This is a genomic window from Chloroflexota bacterium (assembly GCA_016887485.1).
Taxonomy (GTDB): domain Bacteria; phylum Chloroflexota; class Anaerolineae; order Anaerolineales; family Anaerolineaceae; genus Brevifilum.
In genome coordinates, this window is record CP069394.1 from 168,855 (window position 1) to 195,321 (window position 26,467).

The following is a 26,467-nucleotide window of genomic DNA, read 5'->3' on the forward strand; positions in this document are numbered from 1 at the left end:
TTGGATTAACCCATAATTTGTTTTATACTAAAGTCATGCGAGTTGAACAATCTGAACGCATCGAAATTCTCAAACAGTCTTCCTTGTTTGGCTATTTGACCCCCGGAGAACTTAATCGACTGGCGGGTTTGTTCAAGTCGTCAACTTGCGCTGAAGGGGAGCCAATATTCGAAGAAGGTGAACCCTCGGAGACGATTTTTTTCGTCTTCGAAGGGGAAGTGGACCTGACGGCAATTCATAAACGGGAAGAAAGGGTGTTCACTTCCCTTCGCCGGGGGGATTATTTTGGTGAGGAATCGCTTTTTGAGGATGACCCACGCTATTACACGGCTATTGCTGCAACCGATGTGGTTCTGTTGACATTGGATGTGGATAGTTACCTTTATATTTACCCCGATCTACCGGATATTGAAGAGCGGCTTGAGATAGCCGTGGACAGCCGAAAACTGGCGTCGCGGATGCCATTCCCCTGGTTGGGGAAAGACGAGTATCCTCTGGTTGTTGCCCGGCGGCACCCAGCCGTTCTCTGGGCCAAAGAGGTCACATCCATTGTCGTTGGCCTGGTCGCCATCGTGGCGGGATTTTTTACATCAGCGCTTTGGCTGCCGGACAGACCCTATGGCTGGCTGATGATGGGTTTGGGTGGGGGCATTGCCTTGATTTGGTCCATCTGGACTTATTTTGACTGGCGAAATGATTTCTTCCTGCTGACGAATAAGCGGGTGGTTTGGGTTGAAAAGGTGGCCCTGATTTATGACAGTCGAAAGGAAGCGCCCCTGCGGACGATCATGTCTATTGGTGAGTCGCGGACACGGCTGGGAAGTATTTTCGGGTTCTCGGATGTGGTTGTGACGACCTATGTTGGCACGATCCGACTGCACGATCTGGCCCGTGCCAAGCTGATCTCCAGCTTGATTGAGATTTATTGGCACCACGCGGATGATTTCAACCGGCGTGAAGAGGCTGACCTGATGGACTTGAAGCTCCGGCAGAAACTGGACGATCTGGCCTATCCAGATGACCTGACCCGGCCGGCGGTGACGCAAAGGGTTGAGCCTGAACCTGAGGAGCAGATCAAGGAAACTGGTTTCCTCGCCTGGCTGTTCTCAGATTTCATTCGGCTGCGCTATGAGGCGAACGGCGCAATTACCTATCGCAAACATTGGTTTGTGCTTGTCAGGGCGGCGTGGCTGCCGGTTTTGTTGATGTTTGGGATGCTTGCGGTGGTGATCGTCCGGGTGACAGGCGGCCTAGCTTTCATACCGATGAATTCAGCGTTATTTGGTTTGATTGCCCTGATGTTTGTTGATTTCCTCTGGATCCTCTATCAATATGCGGACTGGCGGAATGACATCTTCCAGGTAACCCTGGATCAGATCATTGACTTTGATCGGAAGCCTTTGGGGAAGATGCGAAAGCGGTCCGCTCCTTTGGAAAATGTACTGAGCATTGAATATGATCGCCGTGGCTTTTGGGGTTTTGTTTTCAATTTTGGTACGGTTTATATCACGGTGGGTAATACCCGCCTGACCTTTGATTTCGTGTATAATCCATCCGCTGTCCAACAGGATATCTTTTACCGGATGGGAGAGCGGCTGGAAAAATTACGGCAATATGAAATTGATTCGGAGCGTGAGCGAATTTCCGAATGGATAGCCAGCTATCACCGTCGGATGGTGAAGAACCAGGATGGGGATGGCGGGAGTGAGAATCCGATGAAATCAACGGAACCATATGACGGACGTTGAGTTCAGGGCTTGATCTTACTGGTAGAATCCTATATGAGGTGTAAACAATGACAATATTGAATATCGTAACATTTCCCGATAAAGTGTTACGCACAGAAACAGAAACAATTTCAGAATTTAACCACGAGTTGAACACTTTGGTAGAAAACATGGTTGAGACCATGCGTGTGGCCCCAGGCGTGGGCCTGGCGGCGCCGCAGGTTGGTGTCTCGAAGAAGCTGGTTGTGGTTGAATATGGCAGCGAAATGGATGAATCCTTCCCCAAACAGCTTTATGTTTTGGTGAATCCCGAAATCACGGAGCGCTCTGAAGAAATCGTGCGCGGGATTGAAGGCTGCCTGTCCGTTCCGGACCTGGTCGGCACCGTGGACCGTGCCCAGGTGGTAACTGTTAAAGCCCAGGACCAGCAGGGCAAACCCTTGAAGATCAGGGCGGAAGGCTGGTTGGCACGGATTTTTCAGCATGAGATCGATCATATTAACGGCATTCTCTATACGGACCGGACCAATGATATTTGGCAGCCGGATGAGGATGACGAGGACATCCCTGACGTTTAATGTACCTGAAGCGGCTTTCCCTGACTGATTTCCGTCAATTTTCCCGGCTGGATCTTGATGTTCCCCGGGAAATATTTCTGTTGGTGGGCGCTAATGCACAGGGGAAGACCACACTTTTGGAAGCCATTTATTTCCTTTCAACTTTCTCTTCCTTCCACGCCAGCTCTGACCGGCAGCTGATCAATTTTAGCCTGCCGGATGTCGGCACAACTGTTGGCCGGATCGTTGGCGATTTTGTGCGCAAAGACGGGGAACATCAGATTGAAGTCCGCCTGATCCGGGAGAATATCAACGGCAATGGGCGTTCACGCTTCCGCAAGGAGGTGCTGCTGGACGGCGTCAAGAGGAAGATGAGCGAAGTCGTGGGCCAGTTCAATGCCGTGATCTTCCTGCCGCAGATGGCGAGGATTATCGAGGAAAGTCCTTCAGACCGCCGGCGCTATCTGGATATGCTGATCTCTCAGGTTTCCCCTCAATATCTCCAACATTTGTCAGCTTATGCTCAAACTCTGACCCAGCGTAACGCCTTGTTGAAGCTGTTGGCGGAACGGGGCGGGGATGTGGAACAATTGGCCGTTTGGGATGGGATGTTGGCCCGGCATGGCGCGTTCATAATGAAGGAACGCATCAAGGCTATTTGTGAATTGGAAGAAGAAGCGCGACGAATCCATTACAGCCTGACAAGCGGCAAGGAAGTGCTGCGACTGGATTACCAGCCAGCTTATGACCCGCTTGAAAAACCCGAGGGGCAGATGATGTTGAATGTGTCCACGGTGGCGGATCGGTCAGGGTTCACCCTGGAAGAGATGGAAAAGGGGATGGTGGCAGCTCTGGGTAAGCACCAGCGGGAAGAGATCGCCCGAGGGGTGACCACCCTTGGCCCCCACCGGGATGAGCTGCGTTTTCTCAGCAATCAGGTGGACTTGGGCGAGTATGGCTCGCGGGGCCAGGGGCGAACGGCTTTGTTGGCGTTGAAGCTGGGGGAAGTGAACTGGCTGCGAACCAAGACCGGTGAATGGCCTGTGCTGCTGCTGGATGAGATCATGTCCGAGTTGGACGTCCAACGCCGGGTGGATTTGTTGGCGACGCTGGCGGAGTGTGATCAGGCGATCCTGACCTCAACGGATCTGAGTATGTTTGAGCAGGATTTTGTGGAGAGTCATGCGGCGTGGCGGGTTGAAGGTGGCATGGTGCACCGCGAATAAACAAGTAGGTCATGTGCTGCGAAGCGCACGTGACAATATAAAGTTGTCCCCATTGCTTTTCTCAAAACAATGAATAGAAGTCACGTAGGCGGCCGGAGCCGCCATACGTGACCTACTACCTGATGCACTAAAAAATCGGGAATACTCCAGTGTAAAGAAAAAGTATTTTAATCTCTTAATTTGGTATCGGTCGATAAAAACCAAACTCTCTATATTCTGCACCGCCTGCTGCCAAATTAATTGTGTAATGATCTGGTGTACTATAAGCATACCGGCTTGTGATTTTTAAGCAGTATGTTCCTGCCGACAAGCCAGAGAATGTTGATGAGTTAGCAGTTGTTGAATACAGATTTGAAGATGACGATGGACATGCGCCCGATTGGAGAGTAACAACAAAATACCTGTCGGTATTTAACGACTCACCTGGGTCTTTTGTTCCGAGATTGTAATTATCATCGTAAACTATGTAGCTGATACTTCCCGGCTGGGGAGAGTTCGATTTTTCCGTGGGTTCTGCTGGAACATAGCATAATCCCATGATGGGTGTTGTGGCATCAAAGCCATAGGTTTCCCGGCAGGTGTTATCGACCAGGTTGAGGGCTTTGAGGGGGTATGTGCTGTGAGATTTGTAGGGTGAACCGGCCTCAGATTCGGTGAAATTATCATGCAGGTCAATCAGGGCGGGATCAAGTAAGCTATCAGCAGACCAGACGCCCCATACAAAGGTGCCCATCCCAACCAGTGATTTCTTGAAAGCCAAGGTCACGGTTGGAGGTGTGCCTGTGTTGATCCTGGCCCAGGCGGCATCCGGGTCATCCAGGACGGCGTTTGAGAAAACCACCTGGTCAAAACCATTTCCGGCATAGCCGCTATCCGGCCGCATGATGGAAGAGCCGCCTACGTCATTATTGCTATCACGATAGACGCTCACGCCATCTATGCTCCAGCTGGTTGAGGTTGGATGATCTGCGATCACCAAAAGGTCCCCGCGGCCATCTCGATCCTCATCAATCTCGACGCCATAGGCGGCTTGCAACCCGCCACCTGGGTGTTCCCCTGCAAGGGTGAGGGTGACATAATAGAACGTGTCATCTGATGATATTTCGGCCTTGTTGATATCAATATCTGGTCGATAGATCATATCTTCTTCTGTGAATGGCCGTTCATATAAATTCGCAACATAATCATCTCCCCCATTGACGGTTTTATCATCAGCGGTTTTACTGGAATCGGTATCATAGAACCATTTTGAAACCCAGCCCGGTTCGCTCGGTGTGATTTCATGGGAGATTTCCGTTGGTGCGGGAGTTTCTTCCTCTTCTTCTGCCTCTACTGTGTCCTCAACAATTTCCGTTTCGGTAATATCTAGTGGTGCTTCAGTGGACTCAATTGAACTCTCTTCGGCATTAGCAGTTTGAGTAAATGCTCTCGCAACGGCAGTTTGGCCGATGCTTTCTTCCATTTCACTATCAACGCCTTGGGAGCATGCTGTAAGAATGAGTATTAGAAAAGTAACAATACAGATCACTCGCAGTCTTGACACTTTCATATTCTTCCTCCGTCTGATTAAACAAAATAAAACCCAATCCTGCAACGAATAAATGGGCTGGGGGACGTTTATTGCAGGTTTTTATTAGCCGGATTAGTGGAGTAGGTCAGGTATGAAAAAGGGGCACCTGAATTACAGGTGCCCCCTTTTGTTTCTTAACGATGCATTATTGAATTACGTAAAATCCAAATGGAACGAAACGCGATTGTCCCGGTGAGAGGGTAAATGTATATTGGGTGGGTGTGGTCGGGTTGGTGCCACCGACGATTCTGACACAATAGGGACCGGCAGGCAGCCCAGACCAGTTGAAAGCCCTAATTGAGGTGGATCTTATTGCTCCTGAGCACGATGTGTTGGGATAAAGATATATCGTGACATTGTAAATTGTGTAGGGTTCACCTGAGTTGTATACACCATTATTGTTGATGTCGTCAAAAGCCACCCCGTAGATCGTCACCGGGTCGGGTGCAGTCGTTGGGCGTTGGGTTGGTTCAGGTGTCGGCTCTGGTGTGGGTTCTTCTGGCACATAGCATAGGCCAGCAATTGGGGTTGTAGCATCAAAGCCATAGGTTTCCCGGCAGGTGTTATCGACCAGGTTGAGGGCCTTGAGGGGATAGGTGCTATGAGATTGATAGGGCGAACCGGCCTCAGATTCGGTGAAGTTGTCATGCAGGTCGATAAGGGCGGGATCGAGCAGGCTTTCGGCTGCCCAAACGCCCCACACAAAGGTACCCATGCCAACCAGCGATTTCTTGAAGGCAAAGGTCACGGTTGGGGGGGTGCCAGTGCTGATCCTGGCCCAGGCGGCATCCGGGTCATCCAGGACGGCGTTTGAAAAGACCACCTGGTCATAGCCGTTCCCGGCATAGCTGCTATCCGGCCGCATGATAGAAGAGCCGCCCACGTCATTATTACTATCACGGTGGACGCCCACGCCATCAATGCTCCAGCTTGTTGCAGTTGGATGGTCTGCGACCACCAATAGGTCCCCGCGGCCATCTCGATCTTCATCAATCTCGACCCCATAGGCGGCTTGCAACCCGCCATCTGGGTGTTCCCCTGAGAGGGTGATGATGACATAATAAAACGTGTCATCCGATGAGATTTCCGCTTTCTTGATATCCACATCCGGACGATAAACCATTTCGCTATCTGTGAATGGCCGTTCATACAGGTTGGCCACGAAATCATCGCCACCGGTCACATAACCATTGCTGGCGTTTTTAGAGGAATCGGTATCATAGAACCATTTATAGATCCAACCCGGTTCTCCTGGTGTGATGTCGTGGGTTACCTCAACAATGGGTTCCTCAGTTTCTTCGATTTCTTCTGTGTCCTCAACACTCTCTTCCGGCACAACAGCTTCCTCGGTTTCCTGTCCACCCTCGGGTTGGGTTTCAGCCATGGCGGTTTGAGTCGCAGAAAGGGCAACTGCAGTTTGGGCGACGCTTTCTGCCTCCGAATTGTTTGTGGTGATTGTAAAACCGCAGGCAGAAAGCATCAATGAGAGCACGGTCAATAGACACAATCCAACCAGCATAGTTTTCTTCATTATTACCTCCTATAGTCTCTCTTAAATACTTAAATACTCAAACAAGAAGTACTGGTTCGTTAACGAAAACAAACGGGCCATGACTGAGATGAGGGGTATTGATTTGGGTCACGCTACGGTGGGAAAATTGTTGTATGCTTATTGTATATTAAAATGATTAGCCCCGGCAAGTTGGATTTATTTTAATTTCATCTCATGACAAAGGCTTTTCGTGTGATTTATGCTGATTTGTGAGGGAGAACCTGAGGAGTTAAAAAGGTAAATAAAAAAAATCCCCGGTTATTCCGGGGATTCTCTTTTAATTTAAGGATTACCAGGTCTTTGTGACCTTGTTCAAGCCACGGGGCTGATCAACATCAAAACCACGAGAGGCTGCTAGGTACATGCCGAACAACTGACCGGGAATGATGGCCGATATGGGAGAAAGCCATTCCGGAATGCCGGTGGGCAAAACCAGCTTTTGGTCGGACAATTTCAATGGTTCGGATTCGTCGCTGATCACGACAACTTCCGCTTCCCGTTGTTGGACATGTTTGATCAGGGAGATCATTTCAGCGTTCATCTTGCCGCTGGGGGCAAAGACAAAGACCGGGAAGCCCTGATCCACCAAAGCGACGGGACCATGCAGGAAATCAGCACTGGAATATGGCTCAGCGATTGTATATGTCAGCTCTTTCACTTTGAGCGCGAATTCAAAGGCTGAGGCATAGTTGTAACCCCGGCCGATCATCACACAGTGGGACATATAGCGATAGCGTTCCACCAACTGGGCGGCGTGTTCTTCAATGGCGAAAACATTCTGAACCTGATCCGGGAAAGCGGCCAGGTCTTCTACGTATTGGGGGAGGGGATTGAGCGCAGTGGAGAGCAGGGCCAGGGTAGTTAGTTGGGTGGAATAGGTTTTAGTAGCGGCCAGGGATATCTCCGGCTCGGCCTGCAGGTCCATAACGATATCGGCTGCGTTGCCAAGGTCCGAATCCGGGATATTGGTGATCGCAGCGGTCAGCGCACCTTGTTTGCGGCCTTCCGTCAGGACGGAGACGATATCCGGGCTTTTTCCGCTCTGGCTGATGCCCAGCACCAGGCTGTCCTTGAGATAAGGAGGCTGGTCATAGATGGTGAAAAGGCTGGGGGTTGCCAGGCTGACAACAAGCTGGTTATGCGCGCCTAACAGATACTTCGCATAGCGACCGGCGTTATCGCTGGTGCCGCGAGCCGCAATGAACACATGCCGGATCCCACGCGACAGAATTTCCTCAGCCAGGGCGCTGATGCTGTTCTGGGTGTTCTCAATCAAGTTTCGGATCAGGTTTGGCTGTTGGTGAATTTCCTGATAGAGGTGAGACTCTGGAATGGGTTTCATGGGGCTCCTTTAGGGGCGTGCTTGGTCAAAGATAAAAAATTAAACGGGGTTGTCCAGCACAAAGTGGATCGCATCCTTGGTGTCCATGTTTTCCGTTTCGGAGAACAGATCGCTGTCATCCACTTCGGGATTTTCCAGCAGTTTGAAGGCCAGATCACGGGGGACGCCCGCGTCAATCGAACGCTGGATGGCGGCAGGCGGGGTGATGGCAGGGTCAAGGTTCAGCAGATTGCCGAAGAAATTGACTACCTCATAGGCCGCTTCGTAGGGGCCGGCGGAGAGGTGAACGCCGTTGGTGTTGATCCCGACTTCGGCCTGGCCATATTTCTCAGGGTCGGCGTGGAGCATGCCCCGAATGGAATCTGGGATCGCACGCTCCGGGAAGGTGTCACCTACCAGGCTGAATTTCATCCGTTCCCAATCTGTGTTGGTGTGCAGGAGCATCAGGACAATGCGATGGTCCGACCGGGTGAAGTGGGCCAGTTGGGAGGGATGAAAGCCGTTGACCAGCAGGATTGGCTGTCCCTGGAAGGTCTCTTCCACAAAATAGAAGCCGCTGCGCATTTTCTCTGCGCCTTTACCAAACCACACATCCGAAAGGGTATCCAAATCGGTATTGAAGTTTGTTAAGAATTCATGACCGCCGAGGATCTTATGATCGCCAGTGTCTTTGATGCCTAATTTAGCAAACATCGCCTGGCGGGTTTCGCCATCAATCAGAGTGGATGCAAATCGGGAGAGCTGATTGATGAATCCATAGTGACGGTTCATGATCTCATATTGCTCAAGAATTGCACCGGGGACAATGGCGGCACCGCTGATGGTGACTTCGTATTCTTCGAATTTCTTCTGAATCAGATGCAGGCTGTTTTCGATCTTGGCATCGTCCTGCACTTCCAACAGTTCAGGCTTGATGAAGAAGACCAGCTCATTTTCGGCATTGGTCGTTCCAACTTCAATCGGTTGGATGATCTCCGCTTCTTCGGCAGATCGGATCTTGGAGATGATGGATGGTTGGAAAATTGGATTTTCGGTCATGTAACCTCTTTTTTTCTTGTGATATGCCTAATTATACCCAGAACAAAGGGGACAATAAAAAAGGTGCAGGTCAATTTGGCCTGCACCTTAAATTTGATTCTGGATATGGACTAGGGGGAATAACAAATGCCATAGCCGAAGAGAAGTTTCTGCGTTCCAGTGTTGTTACGGGCATAGACCTGCCACGCATTACCGGTAATAGTTTCGTTGTAGATGACCGCGCCGGTATTGACTGCGAAGCCACCACCGGTCACGTAACTGCCAGAGGGGCAATCCATCACGAGATGTTCGATATCACCGGGTGGGATCACACCGGTGGTATTGCTGACGGATGTTGTTGTACCGGATGTGTCGGCAAGGCAGACCGCATATACATTAACCAGAGGTGTGCCGCCGCCATCGTTTTGGACGTAGATTTGCCAGCCATTGCCGGATTTCGTGGAGTTATAGAGCGATACATTGGCATCAGAGCCGATCACCCAGCCGCCGCCCGTCACCACTGAGCCGGAGGGGCAGTTGGCGACGATTTGGGTATAGGTGCTGGCATTGATGTATTTCTGGGTGTATTCCACATCTGTGGTTCCACCGCTGTTATGCAGGCAGACGGCATAAACATTCACGGCCTTGTTCGATCCGGTGGTGTTGGTGGCGTAGACCCGCCAGCCGTTGCCATCTTTAGTCGAGTGCCAGACTCGAACGCCGTCATTGGCGGCATATCCACCGGAGACAACTACTGATCCGGCAGGACAATTCACTGTGGTATGGACCGTAGCGCCTGCACTGATCGAGAGGCCTTCATAATGCTGGCTGACGGAGACCGGACCTGTGGTCGCTGTTGGCGTGACGGTAGCCGTGGCTGTTGGATTGGGTGTGTTGGTGGCGTTCTCAGGAATGACGATGATTACCGTCAGGGTTGGGCCAAAGATGCTGCCATCTGACCCACGGATCCGCCAGGAGGAAGTGTAGGTTCCTGGAGAGGCGGGGGCGGTCATATCCACACTGAGATCGCCATTGCTGCCGGCGTTGACCAGGGGAATGGCCTGGGGCGAGGAGGCGCCTAAGAGGTCATTACTGGCATGGACGAGTTGGTAGCTGACCCAATCGCAGCTGCCGGTATTGGTGACCCGCCAGATCTTAGTGAAATTCGAACCGGCAGTCATGACGGTGTTGTCGGGGATGGTGACATCCGAGACAAATGAGGCACCATTGGTGCAGCCCACGGAAGCCGTCTGGGTCTGGTCCAGTCCCTGCGGCGTGAGGGTGATGGTAGGTGTCGGTGGCTCAACAGTCTCAATGGTCTCATCAACGCCTTCCAGAGATTGAACGACAGTCAGCGAAATGCTAACCGGTTCGGAATGGTTCCCTTTGGTGTCATAGGCCACCACAGTGATAATGACATTGCCTTCTTCAGTTGGCGTGTAGGCCTGGTTGGCCGTAAATTCTTTAGGTGTGCCATCCGGGGGTTCAGCGGTTTCCAGCAGGACGCCGCTGATATAAAGTTCGACAGACGAAATCCCCCTGGAAGAGGTTGCAACCGACACGATCCGGGCCTCCTGGCTGAGGACGACCGCTTGTCCATTCTCATGGCTGGTGATGGCGATTTGGACTGCTGCGCGGCTGGGCAGGTTGCAGCTGGCGAGGATCAGGGCTAACAGGGTGGATATGATGATTAATTTCGAGCGGTTGGATGGTTTCATTTTCACCTCTTTTTTTGTTTTTATAATTTATTAAACGATAGCAATAGGAAAAGGTGGTGATTTATCAATAACTAAAATAATTCCGGTTGTTTGGGGGAATCGGATTCCTGCCAGGCTTCCATCAGGCCGCCATTTTGGAGGATATGGGTCACTTTGATTTCCCGACTAAGTAAGGTTTGGGCGATGACGTTCTGGCGAATGCAGTGGGCTGGGTCGCCTTCAGCGCAAAGTAGGGCGATCTGTCGTTTTTCAGCGGCGGAGACAACGCTGGCAACTGCGTCATTGTAGGCCTGAGCGGAATCTTGTTGCGGCGTCTGGCCGTGATGGGTGAAGGATTGGCTTTTATCGTTAAATTTATGCCCGAGGTAGGTATAACGGATACCAATAGGCTTCAGAAGCTGAGAGAGGCGCGACTTATTACTCCAGGGAGCTCTTCGGCTGTAGGGAATGCTGCGAATGTCGATGATTTGAGTGATGTTATTCGCCTGGATCAGTGAGACGAACTTCATGAAGGATAGATTGCCGTGCCCAATTGTATAGATGACATCCGGCATACTTCATTATATATAGAATGGCGGGGATAAATCAATATCTGACAGGGAGGGAATAGGTTCTTGTCATTGCGAGGAACGACAGGGTTACCGAAGGGCAGCGCAGTGGGAAGCAATCAATATTTACCCTATCTTGTCATTGCGAGGAACGACTTAGTCCCCGAAGCATAGCGGAGTGGGAAGTAATCAATATTTTTTCTATCTTGTCATTGCGAGGAACGAAGCAATCTTTTGTTTCGCCAAAAACTAACAGTAATAATATCGAGCAAACAAAAAAAACAGATTGCTTCACAAGTTTGCAATGACAAAACTGTGCCGCATTAAACCACGCACAGGATTTGGCTTACAACAAAATGGAAAAATCGCCATAGTCGAAAGCTCCACCACCATGATGTAAATGGCCGTCAGCATTGATCTGGCGGAAGGCATCCCGTATCCTTGAGATGATCCCCGGTTCAACATCCAAACTATGATGGCCTGGGAAAACGCGGTTCACGGGAAGGGCGGCAACCCGCTCAATGGATTTTTGGTAGAGCTCCGGATCCGTAGAGGGGAAATTGGCATAGAGAACATCTTTGTAGATCAAATCTCCGGTGAAGAGCCAGCCTTTTGATTCCTCATAAAAACACATGTGACCGGGTGAATGCCCCGGCGTATGCAGCACCTGAAGGACACGGTCCCCAAGATCAATCAAATCATTATCCACCAGCACTTTTGTCGGGATTCCCTGAAATAATCCATATTCGTCCACATTGAAGTCTTCTGGCAGGTCACAGTCCGACACTAAGAAATGTTTGATCCGCTCCTGTTGCAGGGGATATTCTCCGTCTAACCATTTCAACTCGTCTTCGTGGACATAGAAATCGGGGAAATATTTATGGCCGCCGATATGATCCCAATGGATATGCGTGGCAACGGCTGTAACCGGTTTGTCGGTCAGTTTTCTCACTTCTTTATAGATATTGCCAATGCCAAGGCCCGTATCAATCAGAAGCGCTCTTTCTGTGCCAATGAGTAAATAACTTTGCGTTTCCTCCACATGGCGGTATTCGCTGAGGATATGAGTGTTTTCATCAATATGCGTGACTGTGAACCATGGTTTCATTACGGTTGTCCTTTAGTTATTTGGCGCTAGGATTTGCAAAGATTATTATAACAAGCTGAGGAGTGGATATTGACTGAGAGACACGAGATTTTTATTTGCGCTGTGCGGAACAGGATTTACGAACTAAGGTTATGGCTTCCCCTCGAGGGGAAGCTGTCTGCATAGCAGACTGATGAGGTGGGGGAGAAGTTTTCCCCTCATCCGGCGTTTCACGCCACCTTCCCCCCCAGGGGGAAGGCTTAAAATGAATCGCCAAAGGTCTTGGCTTAATTATTGTTGTGGTGTTGTATTGTGAGGATTAATGAGTTTTGGCATTTGTCACGTGCGCTGCGCGGCACATGACCTACAATTTCTTGTCATTGCGAGGTACGACATCGTCCCCGAAGCGCAGAGGAGTGGGAAGCAATCAATTTTTCTTCTATTTTGTCCTTGCGAGGAACGAAGCAATCCTTTTTTTTACCCTATTCAAATTATCACGCCAAAAGATCAAACATCAGATTGCGTCACAAGTTCGCAATAACAAAATAAATCCCCTCTGCGTTAAATGAAAATCAGGTTGGCCTATAAGCCGCATCCTGTCCAGCGGGAATCCCGCCTGGATGGACATCTATCTAGGCTGAGGGTTACCCCAAAGCTCCAGCGGTCTACCCGGAGATGGTTGGGAAACGGGTGCTTCCCGCCCGAAGGCTTCTCTCCTGCTTGACCTTGCACCGCACGGGGGTTGCCTGGCCAGACGCATTACGGCGCCTGCCGGTGGTCTCTTACACCACCTTTTCACCCTTACTCCCCGAAGGGAGCGGTCTGTTTTCTGTGGCCCTGTTCCAAGCGTTTACACGCTTCCGGGCGTTACCCGGCGTGCTGCCCTGTGGTGTGCGGACTTTCCTCGCGACCGAAGTCGCGCGTCCATCCGGCCAACCTGATTCTATTATAACGGATGAGTATTATACGCTGTTAATCATAGAATCGCATTAAAGAAGGGGAGAATATCGTGCTTTATGGTCGTATCAGATTCTTGACTCAATTGGTCGGATTAATGTATGCTGAATGAAAATTGAAGATCAGGAGGCCTTTCAGATGGTTGATTCTTATTCCCGTGAACAACTGCAGGAAGTGATGGAATCCGCGAAGCGGATGAAGGTTGAGCTGGATGAAGCTGAGGCCATCGCCTGGCTGGACGCAATCCACAAGGCAGGCGATAGCCGCGAGATTGTGTTTGATGAGCGTTCAGGCGTCTTCGGTCAGAACATCGCCATGCTGGATTTCAGCTCGGAGCGCCTGGAATATTTCCGTGCCATTGGGGGCCTGGTGGAGTTTTTGGATATCCCCGGCAAGGTCGAAACGGCGCTGGCACTTTCAGGCTCTTCAGCGCAATCTAAGATCCAGCGTTACCCCGGTGACTGCGATTATTTCGAGCGGGTCAATATCATTGCGCCAACTAAGGAAGAAGCTTGCCAGATTTTGGCAGAGATCATGAAGAAAAAAGCCCTCGACTTTCGGCAAGGGCCAACCTATCAGTTGATTGAAGTCAAGCTGGGCTCCTACCCGGCGCCTTTTGTCAAGGGGAAGGCCACTTTTGCGGCAGGTTCCCCGATCTCCTGGCGGCCGGATGAGATCGAGGATGGGAAGAAGGTTGGCTTTACCGAGGATGGCAAGCCTTTTGAGATCCTTTGGGAAGATGCTGCCCAAAATCCAGGTTGGTGCAAGCTGGATTGGGTGGTGGCGGACCCGATTCGAGGCTCGTTGGCCAATGCAAGCAATATGCTGGATGTGACCTGGGAGGCCCCGGATGGCACGATCATACCCCTTGATGGCTATTTGGATCCTTATTTCCAGGAGGTCTATCTGCAGGCCGAATCCGTGCCGATCTTCTCCAAACTGGCTCAACATGTCAGTGCAGATGCGCTTGAGGATTACGTGAAGGCGCTGGAAGGGGAGGTCCGCAAGTATGTGACAAAGCACATTAACTATGGCAAGGCTGCCAAGCGGATGTATAACATCTTCCGCCTGACGGGACGCTATGAAGAAGCTGTGTTCCTGCGGGAGTTGTTCGATGAGCCGACTTCGATGCTCTATCAGGTCTGGTCACTGATCCGCACGGTGGATGATGCTGTACAGGTCAAGGCCGCCTTTAAGCAGGAACAGCTGTTGAAACAGGCGGAGGACCTGATGCTGGAGGTGATCCGAGTGATGGAAGATGCCCGTGAGGCGGAAATTGTCTCCAGAATCCTACGTTTTCGGGATGCGATCAAGAATCAGGATAATTACGCTGAACTCAGCACCCAGGCGGAAGCGGCCCGGGAGGAGCTGATCAATGTGGTCAATAACTTCTTCTATGACCGGCTGGTGGCTGTTCCGGAGATTAAGAACTATATGGAGCAATTTCATTTGGATGAGAACGAAGGTTAATGCCTGAACTGACTGGACAAATTGGAACGCGTCAGGTAAAATATTCTTTCGTAATTATAAGAAGAGCGATCCAGTAAGTTATTGGAGGAAGTACCTTGGCAAATATTAAATCGCAGATCAAGCGCAATCGTCAGAATGAAAAGCGACGTATTCAGAACCGTGTTTATCGTGGCACTGCCCGTAAAGCCGTCCGCAACACCCTTGTTGCAATTGAGACCGGCGAACCGGAAGATGCCCGCAGCAAAGCCATGGCTGCCCTGAAAGCCCTGGACAAAGCCGCTGCGAAAGGCGTTATCCACAAAAATAACGCAGCACGCCGCAAGAGCCGCCTGATGAAGCAGATCAATAGCATGGAGTAAGTCGGCAGACCTAAGCGTCAGCAAACTTCTTCAACGTATTGAAGTAAAATTAGCGGGAGCGAATTCGCTCCCGCTTTGCGCTTTTGGAAAAGGAGAACGTGATGAAAAACAGAGCCTGGTTAGTTGGTCTAATACTGATATTGGCCTTGTCGGCATGCAGTTTACCTACCCAAACGGTCGAAACGCCCACTGTTGAAGAGACATCCGTTGCTCACTCCACCGAGGAAATCGTTACTGAAACGGAAGTGGCAACGGAGACCGCGGCCGCAACCGAAGGGCCGGAATTGCCGCTCCCGATCGTTTATGGCGTCGGAGAGGAGCTGGTGGTGCTTGATCCAGCCACCGGGGCGGAAATTAACCGGATAGCGGCCCCTGGCTTTGGTTATGGGGGGAATGGGGGCGTTACGGAAAACGGTGTTTTCTATGTTGATTCTGACTATCAGAATGCCTTCCGGGTGGGTTTTGATGGCGTTGTGCAGGAACTGCTCTTCCTCAACCCGGATGGTGGCTATTTTGAGGGCGTGATCCTGCCTTCTCCTGATGGCTCGAAAATTGCGCAAGGGGCTGTATTGAGCTTTGATGCCAGCGGCAGCCATGTGCAGTTGAAGGTCGTCAATGTGGATGGCTCGGGTGAACAAATCCTGGTCGATCTCACACTGGATCGGCCATTGCGCCCGACACCGATCAAATGGTCTGCGGATGGTGAGACCCTTTATTACATGAATGTAATGGAAGGCATTGAGGGATATGGCGGCCAGGACTTATTCAAGGTGTATCTTGACACGAGTATGCGGGAGCAAACCTTCCCGGAGACCAGTCCACTTGTCTCCACCTCCGTGTCGCCAAATGAAACCTATGCAGCCCGGGCTGTTCCTGGCGACCCCACGGGGATCATGATCCGTGACCTGGTCAATCTGACCAATCAAACGGTGACCCTGCCTGATAAATATAAACAGGTCTGGCAAATGGTCTGGGCGCCCGATGAGAGTGCACTGCTGGTGACGGTGGGGCTGGGGATGTTTATGGAAGGGGACACCTACAGTGTGATCAAGATTGACATGACCACCCTGGAGCTCTCCTATTTGGTTACTGATGATGTCAACTTGCTCCGAGCGGTCGCCTGGCAGGTGCCGGAAACGATCTGGTTCCAGGATACGGACAGCACGCTCTGGATGATGAACGCCGGTGACCTGACTCTCACGATGGTTGCATTAGATGCAAGGTTCGTCCCAATCAGTCAGTAAAACAGTCGGAAAGGCTGTTCTTCGGTTGAGGCAATGTTATAATACGGTCTGTTCCGACTCGATTTGAAAAAAGAGAAAACATGTTTGATCAAGAAAAAGCACTGATTGCAGAACAAATCAAAACTTACCTGACCCAACAGGGGATCGAAGACCCCAATATTGAATTTCGGCAGATCCCTTTTAGTGGTGAATGGGGCTTGGCGATCCCGTTATTCCCGATTGCAGCGGCTGAAGCCCGAACGGGGAAAAAGGTGAACGTCCCGCAGCGAGCCACTGAGTTGGCGGAGGGCCTGCAAGCAGCCTTGGCCCCCGATGAGTTGGGGCTCTCTCATATCGAAGCGGTGAAGGGCTATCTCAACCTTTATTTCTCCACAGCAGAATATGCCCGCCGGGTGGTGGATACCGTCCTGGCGGAAGATGGTGACTATGGCCGCGGTGCGGAAAAGCACCAGACGGTGATGGTGGAATATTCGCAGCCCAATACGCACAAATCTTTCCATGTTGGTCACTTGCGGAATGTGATCCTGGGCGGCAGTGTCTGCCGGATCCTGGAGTTTGCAGGTAATGATGTCATCCGGGCCAACTATCTCGGCGACATCGGGCTGCACGTGGTCAAGTGGATGTGGAATTACCTCAAGAATCACAACGGCGAGCAGCCCGGTGAGGATAAAACCCACTGGATGAACGAGATCTATGCTGAAGCAGACCGGCTCTTTCAGGAACCTGAGAACGAAGCCGAAGTCCGGGCGCTTTATGCCCGCTGGAACGCCCGCGATCCGGAGATCGTTGAGCTGTGGAAGACAACCCGTCAATGGTCATTGGAAGGGTTCGAACAGATCTATGATTTGCTGGGTGAACACTTTGACCGGATTTATTTCGAGAGCGAAGTGGAAGATTCCGGCTCAGAATTGGTGGAACAGTTGATTTCGGACGGGCTGGCAACCGATGACCGCCCCGAGGAACCCGTCTACATTGACCTGGACGCGGCTTTGGGCACGGACGACGAGTATCGGGTGCTGGTGATCCTGCGCTCCGATAGTTCTTCGCTCTATGCCACCAAGGACCTGCCGCTCGCCATTCAGAAATTCAATGAATATCAACTGGACCGCTCAATCTACGTGATTGACGTACGCCAGTCCCTCTACCTCAAACAGATCTTCAAGACTTTGGAGCTTCTGGGATATGACTGGTCGGATAAGCTTTACCACCTGGCTTATGAACTGGTGAATCTGCCCGGAAATGTCACCATGGCATCCCGGGAGGGGACGGTGGTGCTGTTTGATGATCTGGTGGCCGAGGCGACCAGCCGGGCCAAGCAGATCGTTGAGGAAAAGAATCCTGAGCTGGCTGATGATGCTAAGGAATCCATTGCCCTGGCAGTTGCCCTGGGTGCCTTGAAATACACCATGCTCTCGAGGGATAATACAAAGGTGGTCACCTTTGATTGGGACGCTGCGCTGGACTTTAATGGCCAGGCTGCACCTTATATCCAATACGCTCACGTCCGGGCGGGCAGCATTCTGCGTAAGGCGGGTACTGAAATGCCCGATGCGGTCGTTTTCCCCGCTGACCTTGAAAAGACAGAGGTAGACCTGATAGAATTGATGACCCGGCTGCCGGCAGAGGTTCAGAGGGCTGCAGAAGACCTGCGGCCGCTGGTGATTGCCAATCTGGCGTTTGACCTGGCCAAGGCCTTCAATGATTTCTACAACACCTGCCAGGTGCTGAACGCCGAACCGGAAGTCCGGGCCTATCGGTTGCGTCTGGTGGCTGCGGCCAAACAGGTGATTGCAACAAGCTTGAGTTTGCTGGGCATCGAAGCTCCCAACATGATGTAATGATGCCCGTTATCGTTAACCAACCAACTATTTAGATAAGGAGTACACACTTCAATGGCACGAATTCGAACGATCATCATGGGCGCTGCAGGGCGAGATTTTCATAATTTCAATACCTTCTATCGTGACAATAAGGATTATGAAGTTGTCGCTTTCACAGCCACCCAGATCCCCAATATCGAGGGTCGGAAATACCCTGCGGAATTGGCTGGTGAACTCTATCCGGCTGGCATCCCGATTTATCCCGAATCCGAGCTGGTCAAGCTCATCAAGGAAAATGATATTGACCAGGTTGTTTTCGCGTATAGCGATGTCCCCGGGGAATATGTGATGCACAAAGCTGCTTTAGTGAATGCAGTTGGAGCGGATTTCCGTCTGATGGGCATTGATAAGACCCAGATCAAATCGACCAAACCCGTTGTGGCCGTCTGTGCTGTGCGGACCGGTTCCGGCAAGAGCCAGACCACCCGCCGCGTCTCCCTGATCCTGCGCGAGATGGGCTACAAAGTGGCTGCTATCCGGCACCCAATGCCTTATGGCGACCTGGTCAAGCAGAAAGTACAACGCTTTGCCGATTACAGTGACCTGGACAAGCACGAATGCACGATCGAGGAACGCGAGGAATATGAACCCCACCTGGATAACGGTGTGATCGTTTATGCCGGTGTGGATTATGAAGCGATCCTGCGTGAAGCCGAGAAGGAAGTGGACATCGTCCTTTGGGATGGCGGCAATAACGACTTCTCCTTCTATGTTTCCGATCTGCTGATCGTTGTGGCTGACCCCCACCGTCCTGGCCATGAAATGCGCTATTACCCCGGCGAGACCAATGTCCGACTGGCGGATGTCTTTGTGATCAACAAAGTCGATACCGCCAATCCTGACGATGTGATCACCGTCCGTGATAACCTCTATGCCCTCAATCCCGACGCAATGGTCATTGAAGGGGCCAGCCCCTTATTTGTGGATGACCCCGAAGCCATCCGCGGCAAACGTGTCCTGGTTGTGGAAGACGGCCCCACGTTGACCCACGGTGGTATGGCCTACGGCGCCGGTTATGTGGCTGCCCGCCGCTTTGGCGCTGGTGAAATTGTGGACCCCCGCCCATTTGCGGTTGCCTCCATCAAAGACACCTATGAAAAGTATCCCGAGACCGGTCAGATTCTGCCCGCCATGGGTTATGGTGAGAAGATGATGCGCGATCTGGAAAAGACCATCAACCGGGCCGATGTGGACCTGGTCATCAGCGGTACGCCGATTGACCTGACCCGGATCATCAAGATCAATAAACCGATCCAGCGGGTTCGTTATGAACTCCAGGAAATCGGTGAGCCGACTCTCGAATCGATCCTGACCAAGAAATTCGGCAAATAATCCAGTTTTATTCAGATGAAACAACGGGGTTGCCTTCTGGTGACCCCGTTTTGATTTAATGCGGTAAGATTAACTGCTGTGTTGATAAAATAAACAAAATTCATTACGAAGAGTGAAAATTATCCATGTTCTTTGATGAAGCAGAAATCTATGTGCAATCCGGCCGCGGCGGCGACGGGATGGTCCATTTCCATAAAGAAAAATATGTCCCTCGGGGCGGTCCGGATGGGGGTGACGGTGGCCGTGGTGGGGCCGTGATCCTCGAAGTCAACCCCAAGATCAATACCTTGTTTGACTTCAGCCACCGGGCACGCTATATTGCCGATGATGGCAGACCCGGCGGACCGAACAATATGAGCGGAAAATCAGCTCAGGACCTTGTGGTAAGTGTGCCACCTGGAACGCTGGTCTATGATGCCCAATCCGGCGATTTGTTGGGTGATCTGGTGGATGATTACCAGCAATTGGTGGTTGCCAAAGGCGGCCGAGGTGGGCGGGGCAATCAGCATTATGCCACCAGCCGCAATCAGGCCCCTCGGATGGCTGAGAAGGGCGAACCTGCTGAAGAGAAGAACCTGCGCCTGGAGCTGAAAATGATTGCCGATATCGGCATCGTGGGTGTGCCCAACGCGGGCAAGTCCAGCTTGTTATCGGTGGTCTCCAACGCCACGCCAAAGATTGCCAACTATCCCTTTACGACATTGTCGCCAAACCTCGGCGTGGTCCGGCTGGATCACGATGTTGTGATGGTGCTGGCGGATATTCCTGGCCTGATTGAAGGGGCGCATCAGGGCGTGGGCCTTGGTTTTTCATTCCTGCGCCATGTCCAGCGGACACGGGTGCTGATCCATGTGCTGGATGGGCTTTCGGACGATCCGCTCTCGGATTTCTCGCAGATCAACAGCGAAATGGCGCTCTATGATGAGAAGATCGCGGATAAGCCCCAGATTGTCGCTTTCAACAAGATGGATTTACCCTTTGTGCAGGAACGCTGGCCTGAAATTGAGAAAAAAATTAAGGACCTTGGCTATGAGATCTTGCCGATCTCCACAGTGAGCCACGAAAATGTGGACACGTTGATGTGGAAGACGTATTCCATGCTTGAAAATGCGCCGGAACCTGAGGTGGTCGAGGAAATGCCGGTTTACCGGGCTTCGGAAGACCCGCGGGCTTTCACCATTGAACAGACGGAAGAAGGCTGGGTGGTCAGCGGTGAAGCTATTGAGCGCGCTGCAGTGATGACCTATTGGGAACATCGTGAATCTGTCCGCCGGTTCCAACGCCTGATGGAAAACATCGGGGTGGAGGAGGCGTTGCGTGAGGCTGGCATCGAAGAAGGCGATACGGTCATGATTGGTGATTACGCCCTGGAATGGCAGGACTAGAAGTGACCTCTAAACGCCTTGGCATATTTGGCGGTACATTTGATCCGCCGCACATTGGTCATCTGATCCTGGCGGCTGAAGCCAGGGACCAATTGAATCTGGACCAGACCATATGGGTGCTGACGCCTGACCCGCCGCATAAGCAGGGGAGCAAGATTGCGTCTCTGGAGGACCGGCTGGCGATGGTGGGGCTGGCAATTGCTGATGACCCAGGTTTTGTGCTTTCACATGTGGATATTGACCGACCTGGACCGCACTATGCATTGGATACCGTGGAATTGCTGAGGTTGGAATATCCTGAAGATGATTTGATCTATCTGATGGGCGGGGATTCATTGCAGGACCTGCCGCACTGGTATCGGCCGGAAGAATTTCTATCCGCGCTGGACGGAATCGGCGTGATGCGGCGACCGGGGGATGAGATTGATATTTCCGAGTTGTTGGATGTCCTGCCGATGCTGGTAGATAAGCTGAATTTCGTCACAGCCCCATTATTAGAGATCGCAGCTAATCAGATCCGGCGAAGGGTGTCTGATGAACGGGCGTATCGCTATTACCTCACGCCGGAGGTTTACCGCTATATCCATGAGAAAGGTTTATATCAGGACTAGCCGTTCTGGTTATCCTGGGGGGAACTGACACTGGGGATTAACCCCATTTCCTGAGCTTTAAGGATGGCTGCTGCGCGGCCATGAACCTGTAATTTCAGATATATTTTGTGCAGGAAATTCCGTACGGTTGGGTTGGCAATATCAAGCCGCTCTGCCAATACCGCTGTGTTTTCATCCGGATAGGCTGCGCAAACCGATAGGACTTCCAATTCACGCGGAGTGAGGGTGAAGTCAGCGGCGTGACCGTTGAAGAAGATATCCCGAACACGATTGCTCATATAGCTGCCACCCTCTGCCAGGGTTTCGATGATCTTGCCCAGGTTGCGGATGCTGTCGTAATCATCCTTGAGGATATAGCCGCTAGTGCCCGATTCGAGGATGCTTTTAATCATGGCCCTTTGAGAGTGCATGGAAATCACCAGGATGGATAGTTCCGGGTGGGAGAGTTTTAGTTCGGCTAAAAGCTTGTGGATCGGCTGGATGTTACGATTTTCTTCGCTGATGGGCACGTTAATATCCAGAATCAGCATATCCACCTTTTTCTTCTTCAGCAAGCTTTTCAGACATTCACTAAAGAGACATGAGCCAACAATTTTGATATTAGGATAATCGGAAAGACGATGGATATACCCATCAATGGTAGCTTGATGATCTTCCAGAATTGCGAGATTAATCGTTTCTGCCATTTATTTCCCCTTTCACCGAAAAGAATGTCATCTATTTATTCTATCAGAATATAAACTGAAATCAATAGCGGCCAGGCAGGATAATTGGCGTTAAAAAGCTCACTGACCGGGTGAGGGGGGCACCCGGCCAGTGAGTAAACATATTAAACCATAGGTTTAATCATTTGTCAACAATTCAGTAATCAATTGTTTAGTGTTTTTTCATTTATGAATCGAGATGGATCAGTGTGACATTACCGACGGCCATATCCAAATTGATGGTCAGTGTTGGGCCTTCTTCCATGGTGGTGTAGGTGTCATCGGAGAGCAGCCAGGTGCCTTCGGTGTTGAAGTTGCTCACCGTTCCGTCGTTGATGATGACGGCTTTCATCCCGGCGGGGATGATGATGGTGATGTTGCTAATGGTTGCTTTGATGTCGACTTCGGCATCATGAGCGAGCGTACCGGTGAAATCTAGCGTGTAATCGCCAGCGCCGGCAGAAAAGCTCATCGTATTGAAGTTGGCATTTCCCAGCCCGGTGAGTGAGGCGGATGAAGCGCCGGTGGTGAAGGTGAATTCATCCATGTTGACCGGGTTAGGCGCATCAAAGTGCACGGTTGTTTTACTGGCTCCCTGAATGATCTTAAGGTTGGTCAGTTGCAAGCCGGTCAGATTGAAGTCGTTTTCACTGGCGCCGCCTTCAATTTCGAGGCTCAGTGGCAGCAGAGAAGACAGGGCAAAATTCCATTCATTGACGACATCATTGGTTGGAATGCCGGAAATCCTGTAGGGATTGACCTGTTTGATCTCGAATAAATTGTTGCTCCGAGTGAATTGGGGTTCCCAATCTTCAACATTGTAATTGATCGCTCCGGTAACCAGTTTGGTGGAGCCGGGGGTGATGTTGAATGTCCCGCCAGTCATCGTGAAGGCCAGTTCGGTCTCGGCCAAATTGGTGGGCAAAGCCTCATTGATCATCACAGTTTGGGTGTCAATCGTTTTCATTTCAATATTGCTGATTGAGCAGGCAAAGCTGGATAGTGCCAGGGCGATAATCACAAAAATCAGTTGTTTCTTCATAAAGTTCTCCTTCCCAATTAGAGCAGCAATCTTCGTGCCAGTTTTGGGGTGGAACACCCTGTTCCGGGAAATCAGGATTCTTCCTGATTCTGATCGGTTTCAGGCTCCACAGATTTTTCAAAGGTCAGGACTTCCTGCTCATTGCGGGAAGTTTGTGTTCGAGGATAGGGGTTGGTGCCAACAAGGGTTACCACAGCCATTCCCAGCCCAAAGAGCGCTGTCAGGATCACAAGGGTCCAGCCGAGGCAGGGGATGATCCAGAGGAAGCGTGCCAGAAGGTAGAGGGCCAGGTTGCCCAAAACGGCCGTCAGGACGGGGTGCCAGGTGGTCTTGAAGATGCTGGACGCCATCCGTTTGCCAAGCTCATAACCCAATGACAGCCAGCCGACTAACAGAGCGATGGCGAAAGCCAAACCGGACAGGGCCACCACGGGGATCAGGCAGATGGTCAGTGAAAGGATCACGCCGCCAATCGCCATGACCACGGCTGTGAGCGCTCCAAATCCAAGCATTGTCCATGGTTGGGAGATGAGCGCCTCGGTCATCACGTCTGCGGATTTCGGCAGGATGAGCAGAAGGAGAGCGCCCAGGGCAACGATTGCCAGAAGCTGCCCAATTTCACGGGCGATCCAGGTGAAGGCGGATATAACCCCAGAACCTGGGGATTGAACTACCTGCGGGGCAGGAACATTCGGAATTTCAATATCGGTATTCGGAAGGGTCCAGTCATGAATAATATCGCCCAGGATGGTTGCGGACTCGCTGACATTGACATAACTCCCGGGTGAGATCAAATCCCCTTGAATGTAGGCATTATCTGAAAGGGTCACTGTGCCACCTACCGCTGTCATATTGCCTTGCACGGTGCCATCCACGGTGACGACACCGCCAACAACGAGGATGTTGCCTGTGACGATGGCGCCTTCCATGACATTGACCACACCGCCAAAGACATTCAGGTCACCATCGAGAATCTCGCCATCTTCAAGTGTGTAACTTTCTCCGAAGATTGTGCGGCCATCCTCAACAGGCGCTGCCAGGACGGCAGGTACAGGGATGAGTAGGGCCAGAATGATCACGAATGTAAAGATTTGAAGGACCTTTTGGATTTTCTTCATGACTCAAATACTCCTTCTTTGACGGGGTGATAGAACTTAATCAATGAACTGAACCAGGTGACGATCAGGGCCATGGAGGCTGAGAAGCCGCCCACGCCCAGAATCACCAAGAGAGGCAATACCAGGGGGAAGGATTTGACCACAGAGCTGAGTAGATCCCAGAAATAGCTGATCCTCGCGATGGAACGGGCCAGGCTGGCAAAGGTCTGGCTGAATTGGTAGTTGAAAGAGGGGCCGAAGATGTTAATCGAGGCCAGGCCGAGGAAAATGAGGGAAGCCAGACCGAAAAGTCCTAGCGTCAGGAACCACATCTTGCGCTGTTGTTGCTGCTGTCGTCTGATGGCCAGACGATTCTCCCAACGATGGCTGAAACCCGGCAAGGGCTCAGGTTCGCTGCTGGAGTTGATCATGATTTGCACCTGGTTCCATGAGTGGGAGAGCTGTTTGCACTGCTGGCATCCTTCCAGATGCGTTTGCAGGGCCTTCTGCTGTTCCTCATCCAAATTTTCTTCTGACAATAACCAGGTTTCATAGGGCTGGTGACTCATCAGGTCTCCTTTCTCTCACCGGCAAGGTGGCTTCTTCGGCTGTCATCCCATTTGCCAGGGCTTGACGGGCTCGGAAGAGCCTGCTCTTGACTGCGCCAACACTCAAGTTGAGGCTTTCTGCGATCTCAACTTCTGAGTATTGATGCCAATATCGCAGGACGATAGCAGCGCGGTCTGTCGGTTTGAGGTCGTTCAATAATTTTTGGATCATCGCTTCCTTTTCCCTTGACCGGAATTCTCTTTCCGGATTGGGGGCGTTATGGTCAGCAACGATCTCCGCTGGGAGGGCGTCGGTAGAGACGGTGTCCAGTCTGCGTTTGCGCATCTGATCAATACAATAATGAGATGCAATAGACAGCAGCCAGGTTGCAAAAGAACGTTTCGGGTCATACCGTTTTATATGGGTATAGGCCCGAAGGAAGCTTTCTTGAGCGGCATCTTCGGCTGCTTTACTGTTCCCCAGCATGCGATAGCATAGGCTGAAGACAGGCCGTTGGTATAGTTCAACCAATTGCCCGAAAGCCGAATCATCTCCATCCAGCGCTTTGGTAATCCAAAGGGCTTCTTGTGCTTCCACAATGTCTCCTTGTCGCTCCTCTACTAGGATATACGGTATTTGATTAAAAAAGTTGCAGGAAATTTTACCTGAGGAGTAATTAAATTATATGCACCTGATCGCAGGTTGAACCAGTCATGTGGACAGGGTCAACCCCATCAGGTCGTAGGGATTTTTTGGCTGAAACCGTCAAATTACCGCTCTTTGGCCAGTTTGACGGTCAGTTTCATCTATTTGGGACTAAAAGACCATCTCTTCTCTGCCGGAAAGTCTCTCATTGATCCGCTGAACGACGATATCAAGATGCTTGGTCTCATGTACAAAATCGAGGTCGTCGCTGCGGATGGTGAGCACCGGGCAGAGGTCAAATTCGCTGATCCATTCGTCATAGAAGCGTGCCAGGAGGGCGAGATAGTCTTCACTGATCCCAGTCTCAATATTGCGGGCACGCCGCCGGATGCGTTCCATCAGAACAGGCACCGGAGCTTCAAGGTGGATCAGGAGGTCAGGCTTTGGTAGGTGGGTGACGATCAGGCTGTAGAGCCGGAGGTAGGATTCGTAATCCCGGTCATTCAGATTGCCCATATGATGCAGCGCGCGGGCGAAGATATGGGCATCTTCATATATGCTGCGGTCCAGAATGGCAGATTCAGGGAGCTCAGCCAGGTGAATGTGCTGATCGGCGCGATGACCGAGGAAATAAACCTGTAAATGGAAGGACCAGTCCCGCATGCTCTTATAGAAATCCGGCAGGTAGGGATTATCGACGACGGATTCATAGGCTGTGACCCAACCGAGACTTTCGCCAATCCTTTCTGTGAGGGATGTCTTTCCGGCACCAATATTTCCAGCAAGTAAGATCAGTCGTTTAGGCATTAAGGTTCCAATCTATAAATGAAAACTAATCACGCATGAGT

Annotated in this window: 23 protein-coding genes and 1 other RNA gene; 10 read left to right on the forward strand and 14 right to left on the reverse strand. The window is 51.3% G+C overall.

Translation table 11 applies throughout. The features are described 5' to 3' along the window. Positions 1-35 precede the first annotated feature (35 nt). Genes JR338_00790 through JR338_00800 form a run of 3 tightly spaced genes read left to right on the forward strand, consistent with a single transcriptional unit; the run spans position 36 to position 3,510 of the window. Positions 36-1,748, forward strand: a complete 1,713-nt coding sequence (locus tag JR338_00790; protein ID QRN83325.1) for a cyclic nucleotide-binding domain-containing protein — start codon at positions 36-38, stop codon at positions 1,746-1,748. A 47-nt stretch (positions 1,749-1,795) separates the two neighbouring features. Next, on the forward strand, positions 1,796-2,305 hold the full coding sequence (def, locus tag JR338_00795) for a peptide deformylase (protein ID QRN83326.1): 510 nt from the start codon (positions 1,796-1,798) through the stop codon (positions 2,303-2,305). After that, on the forward strand, positions 2,305-3,510 hold the full coding sequence (locus tag JR338_00800; protein QRN83327.1) for a DNA replication/repair protein RecF: 1,206 nt from the start codon (positions 2,305-2,307) through the stop codon (positions 3,508-3,510). Before def ends, JR338_00800 begins: the two co-directional genes overlap by 1 nt. Before the next feature lie 175 nt (positions 3,511-3,685). Here the strand turns inward: JR338_00800 and JR338_00805 are convergent, their stop codons facing one another. From JR338_00805 to rnpB, 8 genes are all read right to left on the reverse strand, one after another. Beyond that, positions 3,686-5,059 (reverse strand): hypothetical protein, encoded by a 1,374-nt coding sequence (locus tag JR338_00805; GenBank protein ID QRN83328.1) that lies wholly within the window; start codon positions 5,057-5,059, stop codon positions 3,686-3,688. Positions 5,060-5,225: 166 nt separating this feature from the next. Next, a complete protein-coding gene (locus JR338_00810; GenBank protein ID QRN83329.1) occupies positions 5,226-6,611 on the reverse strand; it encodes a hypothetical protein in 1,386 nt (461 codons plus the stop codon). Positions 6,612-6,921: 310 nt separating this feature from the next. Beyond that, entirely contained in the window at positions 6,922-7,974 is a 1,053-nt protein-coding gene (locus JR338_00815) for an SIS domain-containing protein (protein ID QRN83330.1), read from the reverse strand. A 39-nt stretch (positions 7,975-8,013) separates the two neighbouring features. After that, positions 8,014-9,012: a hypothetical protein gene (locus JR338_00820; GenBank protein QRN83331.1), complete on the reverse strand. Its 999-nt coding sequence runs from the start codon at positions 9,010-9,012 to the stop codon at positions 8,014-8,016. Between the two features lie 110 nt (positions 9,013-9,122). Beyond that, positions 9,123-10,709: a hypothetical protein gene (locus tag JR338_00825; GenBank protein QRN83332.1), complete on the reverse strand. Its 1,587-nt coding sequence runs from the start codon at positions 10,707-10,709 to the stop codon at positions 9,123-9,125. A 71-nt stretch (positions 10,710-10,780) separates the two neighbouring features. Continuing rightward, positions 10,781-11,263 carry a DUF488 domain-containing protein gene (locus JR338_00830; GenBank protein ID QRN83333.1) on the reverse strand — a complete coding sequence of 161 codons (483 nt, stop codon included), beginning with the start codon at positions 11,261-11,263 and terminating at the stop codon, positions 10,781-10,783. A 340-nt stretch (positions 11,264-11,603) separates the two neighbouring features. Continuing rightward, positions 11,604-12,365, reverse strand: coding sequence for an MBL fold metallo-hydrolase (locus tag JR338_00835; protein QRN83334.1), 762 nt, complete (start codon positions 12,363-12,365; stop codon positions 11,604-11,606). A 548-nt stretch (positions 12,366-12,913) separates the two neighbouring features. Further along, positions 12,914-13,284, reverse strand: an RNA gene (rnpB, locus tag JR338_00840) — RNase P RNA component class A. A gap of 155 nt (positions 13,285-13,439) precedes the next feature. Here rnpB and JR338_00845 point away from each other — a divergent pair. From JR338_00845 to nadD, 7 genes are all read left to right on the forward strand, one after another. Then, positions 13,440-14,771, forward strand: a complete 1,332-nt coding sequence (locus tag JR338_00845) for a hypothetical protein (GenBank protein ID QRN83335.1) — start codon at positions 13,440-13,442, stop codon at positions 14,769-14,771. Between the two features lie 95 nt (positions 14,772-14,866). Continuing rightward, positions 14,867-15,130, forward strand: coding sequence for a 30S ribosomal protein S20 (locus JR338_00850; protein ID QRN83336.1), 264 nt, complete (start codon positions 14,867-14,869; stop codon positions 15,128-15,130). Between the two features lie 101 nt (positions 15,131-15,231). After that, positions 15,232-16,374 carry a hypothetical protein gene (locus JR338_00855; GenBank protein QRN83337.1) on the forward strand — a complete coding sequence of 381 codons (1,143 nt, stop codon included), beginning with the start codon at positions 15,232-15,234 and terminating at the stop codon, positions 16,372-16,374. An 80-nt stretch (positions 16,375-16,454) separates the two neighbouring features. Beyond that, positions 16,455-18,212: an arginine--tRNA ligase gene (gene argS, locus JR338_00860; GenBank protein ID QRN83338.1), complete on the forward strand. Its 1,758-nt coding sequence runs from the start codon at positions 16,455-16,457 to the stop codon at positions 18,210-18,212. Between the two features lie 54 nt (positions 18,213-18,266). Continuing rightward, entirely contained in the window at positions 18,267-19,586 is a 1,320-nt protein-coding gene (locus tag JR338_00865; protein QRN83339.1) for a GTPase, read from the forward strand. A 125-nt stretch (positions 19,587-19,711) separates the two neighbouring features. Further along, the gene (obgE, locus tag JR338_00870; protein ID QRN83340.1) at positions 19,712-20,971 is read left to right on the forward strand and encodes a GTPase ObgE; all 1,260 of its coding nucleotides are present in this window, start codon (positions 19,712-19,714) and stop codon (positions 20,969-20,971) included. After that, the gene (gene nadD / locus JR338_00875; protein ID QRN83341.1) at positions 20,959-21,582 is read left to right on the forward strand and encodes a nicotinate (nicotinamide) nucleotide adenylyltransferase; all 624 of its coding nucleotides are present in this window, start codon (positions 20,959-20,961) and stop codon (positions 21,580-21,582) included. Before obgE ends, nadD begins: the two co-directional genes overlap by 13 nt. Here nadD and JR338_00880 read toward each other — a convergent pair. From JR338_00880 to JR338_00905, 6 genes are all read right to left on the reverse strand, one after another. Further along, complete coding sequence (locus JR338_00880) at positions 21,579-22,268, reverse strand: response regulator transcription factor (protein QRN83342.1); 690 nt, start codon at positions 22,266-22,268, stop codon at positions 21,579-21,581. The genes nadD and JR338_00880 overlap by 4 nt on opposite strands. A 205-nt stretch (positions 22,269-22,473) precedes the next feature. Further along, on the reverse strand, positions 22,474-23,328 hold the full coding sequence (locus JR338_00885) for a hypothetical protein (GenBank protein ID QRN83343.1): 855 nt from the start codon (positions 23,326-23,328) through the stop codon (positions 22,474-22,476). 71 nt (positions 23,329-23,399) lie between these two features. After that, on the reverse strand, positions 23,400-24,446 hold the full coding sequence (locus tag JR338_00890; GenBank protein QRN83344.1) for a polymer-forming cytoskeletal protein: 1,047 nt from the start codon (positions 24,444-24,446) through the stop codon (positions 23,400-23,402). Continuing rightward, positions 24,443-24,994: a hypothetical protein gene (locus tag JR338_00895; GenBank protein QRN83345.1), complete on the reverse strand. Its 552-nt coding sequence runs from the start codon at positions 24,992-24,994 to the stop codon at positions 24,443-24,445. The genes JR338_00890 and JR338_00895 overlap by 4 nt, the downstream gene beginning before the upstream one ends. Then, complete coding sequence (locus tag JR338_00900; protein ID QRN83346.1) at positions 24,975-25,571, reverse strand: sigma-70 family RNA polymerase sigma factor; 597 nt, start codon at positions 25,569-25,571, stop codon at positions 24,975-24,977. Before JR338_00900 ends, JR338_00895 begins: the two co-directional genes overlap by 20 nt. 219 nt (positions 25,572-25,790) lie before the next feature. Further along, positions 25,791-26,426 carry a deoxynucleoside kinase gene (locus JR338_00905; GenBank protein ID QRN83347.1) on the reverse strand — a complete coding sequence of 212 codons (636 nt, stop codon included), beginning with the start codon at positions 26,424-26,426 and terminating at the stop codon, positions 25,791-25,793. Between the last annotated feature and the right edge of the window lie 41 nt (positions 26,427-26,467).